3 protein-coding genes are annotated in these 3,251 nt (G+C 72.7%); all 3 read right to left on the bottom strand.

The window, feature by feature from the left end; all coding sequences use genetic code 11:
• Nucleotides 1–169 precede the first annotated feature (169 nt).
• Nucleotides 170–664, bottom strand: a complete 495-nt coding sequence (locus tag HUW36_RS28910) for a SigE family RNA polymerase sigma factor (RefSeq protein ID WP_174531015.1) — start codon at nt 662–664, stop codon at nt 170–172.
• 42 nt (nt 665–706) lie between these two features.
• Nucleotides 707–2,497 carry a 3-hydroxyacyl-CoA dehydrogenase family protein gene (locus tag HUW36_RS28915; protein ID WP_174531016.1) on the bottom strand — a complete coding sequence of 597 codons (1,791 nt, stop codon included), beginning with the start codon at nt 2,495–2,497 and terminating at the stop codon, nt 707–709.
• A 122-nt stretch (nt 2,498–2,619) separates the two neighbouring features.
• Nucleotides 2,620–3,251, bottom strand: a 632-nt coding sequence (locus HUW36_RS28920; RefSeq protein ID WP_425487276.1) for an alpha/beta fold hydrolase, incomplete at its 5' end; no start/stop codon positions are given.

Raw genomic sequence — 3,251 nt, forward strand, 5'->3', positions numbered from 1 at the left:
CCGGCCAGGCCGAGCACGCCGGCCAGGGCGAGCGCGGTACCGGCGGTGAGCCGGCGACGTGCCTGCCGGCGGCGGCCGAGCGTACGGGCGTCCCGCAGCAGGCGGCCGGTGTCGATCTCCCCCTCGGCGCGCTCCCGCAGCGCCGAGGTGATCCGGTGGTCGAGGTCGGTCACGGCCGGCTCCCCTTGGTCGTCGGGACGCCGCAGCGCTCCCGGAGGTGGGCGAGCGCCCGCATCGCGTGGGTGCGGACGGTGACCGGGGAGCAGTCGAGGATCTGGGCGATCGTGGCGTCGTCCAGGTCCTCGTAGTAGCGCAGCACCAGCACGGCGCGCTGGCGGTCGGGCAGGGCGCGGATCAGCCGCCACATCGCGTCCCGGTCGGCCGCCTCGCCGTCGAGGTCGCCCCGCTCGGGCCGCTCGGCGAACGTGTCCACCGCCAGCTCCCGGTTGGTACGCCGGCGCCACCAGGAATGGTGGGCGTTGACCAGCATCCGGCGCACGTACACGTCGGGCCGGTCGACGCGGGCGATCCGCCGCCAGTGCACGTACGCGCGGGCCAGCACGTCCTGCGTCAGGTCCTCGGCGCGGTGCGCGTCGCCGGTCAGCAGCCGGGCCAGGCGCAACAGCGCCGGACCGCGGCTGCCGACGTACTCCTCGAAGGTCACACCCCTACCGACGCCGTGACCGGCGCGGGTTGTTGACCCGGATCAGCGATTGGTGTGGTCGCGGAAGCCCCGGCCGCTCTTGCGGCCCAGGTAACCGGCGGTGACCAGGTGCTCCAGCAGCGGCGCCGGGGCGAAACCGGGCTCGCGCAGCTCCAGGTACAGCTCCCGTTGGATGGCCAGCGAGACGTCCAGGCCGACCACGTCGAGCAGCTCGAACGGCCCCATCGGGTAGCCGCAGCCGAGCTTCATCGCGTAGTCGATGTCGTCGGCGGTCGAGTAGCTGGCCTCCAGCATCTTCACCGCGTCGTTCAGGTACGGGAAGAGCAGCGCGTTGACGATGAAGCCGGACCGGTCGCCGCAGACCACGCCGGTCTTGCCGAGCTTCGCGCAGACCGCGCGGGCGGTGGCCGACGTCTCGGTCGAGGTGCGGATCGTCTGCACGATCTCCACCAGCGGCATGATCGGCGCCGGGTTGAAGAAGTGCAGGCCAACCACGTCGGCCGGCCGCTGGGTGGCCATCGCCACGTCGATCACCGGCAGCGACGAGGTGGTGGTGGCGAGCACGACGCCCGGCTTGCAGATCTCGTCGAGGCTGGCGAACAGCGCCTTCTTGACGCTCAGTTCCTCGACCACGGCCTCGACCACCAGGTCGACGTCGGCCAGGTGCTCCAGCGTCGCGGACCAGGTGATCCGGCCGAGCGCGGCGTCCCGGTCGGTCTCGCTGAGCTTGCCCCGCACCACGCCTTTGTTCAGCGAGGTCTTGACCGCCTCGCAGACCTTGGCGGACTTCTCCGCGCCCCGGGTCACCGAGATGACCTCGTAGCCGGCCTTGGCGAACACCTCGATGATGCCGGTGGCCATGGTCCCGGAGCCGACCACGCCGACCTTCGCGACCACCCGGGCGCCGTCGGCGAGCGCGGCGTCGCCGGCCGGCGGCGTGTGCTCGTCGGCCACGACCTTCGGCGAGCCCGGCCGCTCGTAGGTGTAGAAGCCGCGACCGGACTTCCGCCCCAGCAGCCCGGCGGTGACCATCTGCTTGAGCAGCGGGGCCGGGGCGTGCCGGCGGTCCCGGCCGCCGCGCCGGTACATGGTGTCGAGGATCTCGTACGCGGTGTCCAGGCCGATCAGGTCCATCAGCGCCAGCGGGCCCATCGGCAGGCCGCAGCCGAGCTTCATGGCGGCGTCGATGTCCTCGCGGGTGGCGTACCGGGCCTCGAACATGCCGACCGCGTGGTTCAGGTAGCCGAACAGCAACGCGTTGGCGATGAAGCCGGCCCGGTCGCTGATCGTCACGTCGACCTTGCCGAGCCGCTCGCACAGCGCCTCCACGTCGGCCACCACGTCGGCCGAGGTGACCACCGTGCGGACCACCTCGACCAGCTTCATCACCGGGGCCGGGTTGAAGAAGTGGATGCCGATGACCTGGTTCGGCCGGGTGGTGGCGACGGAGATCTCGGTGACGCTCAGCGAGGACGTGTTGGTGGCGAGGATGGCCTCGGGCTTACACACCCGGTCCAGCTCGGCGAAGATCCGCTGCTTGAGGTCCAGGTGCTCGGGCACCGCCTCGATCACCAGGTCGACGTCGTGCAGCGCGTCCAGCCCGACCCGGAAGTCGACCCGCGCCATCAGGGCGTCCCGGTCGGCCTCGGCGAGCTTGCCCTTGGCGACGGCCCGGTCGGTGGAGCCGGTCAGCGTGACCCGACCCCGCTCCAGCGCGGCGTCGGAGATCTCCACGGCGGTCACGTCGAGGCCGTTGCGGGCGAAGACCTCGACGATGCCGGCACCCATGGTGCCCAGCCCCACCACACCCACCCTGGTGAACTCGCGCGCCACGACCGGCCTCCCCTTGTTGACTCCGCCGTTGCCGACATGAACGGCCGCTAAGGTTATGCGCCGGAGTCTGCCACGTGACGCTGCGTTGTCGAGACGCCGTGGGATATTTCACGCACCACGCCTCACGCGGGCGCGGCCACCCCGGCCAGCGCCAGCAGCTCGGCCACGAACTCGGCCGGCCGCTCCAGGTGCGGGCTGTGCCCGCAGCCGGGCAGGGCCACCTCCCGGTACGTGCCGCCGGCCGCCGCGTACCGGTCGAGCACCGCGCGGGTCTGCCCGACCATCGGCTGCGGCGGGCACTGCTGCGCGCCGGGCCAGCCGGGCACCACGCCGAGCTGACCGAGGTACGCCAGGTCGAACAGCGAGGTGTCCGAGACGATCACGTCGGCCTCGCCGCGTACCCAGGTCACCGGCGGCTTGACCGGCACGGCGACCAGCTCGTCGGCGAGCCGGAAGTGGGCCGGGGCCAGCGAGTTGAGCACGCCACGCCGCCCGGCGGCGGTGCCGGGCCAGTGGGCCGAGGCGACCGCCGTGCCCGGGTAGTTGTCGTCCCCGGTGGCGGTGGTGAGCATGCTCTCCAGCAGCAGGTCCTCGTCCTCGCCGAGCGACGCCGGGTCGGCCACGTACGCGGCCCGCAGCACGTTGCGCGGGCTGGTCGGGCCGTCCGCACCCCGGTCACCGGCGGCGAGCCGGGCCACGAAGTCGGGGTTCGCGCCGCCCGCCCCGGTGCCGGCGAAGTCGGGCGTGGTGGGGG

The sequence above is a fragment of the Micromonospora maritima genome (assembly GCF_902825405.1).
Classification (GTDB): domain Bacteria; phylum Actinomycetota; class Actinomycetes; order Mycobacteriales; family Micromonosporaceae; genus Micromonospora; species Micromonospora maritima.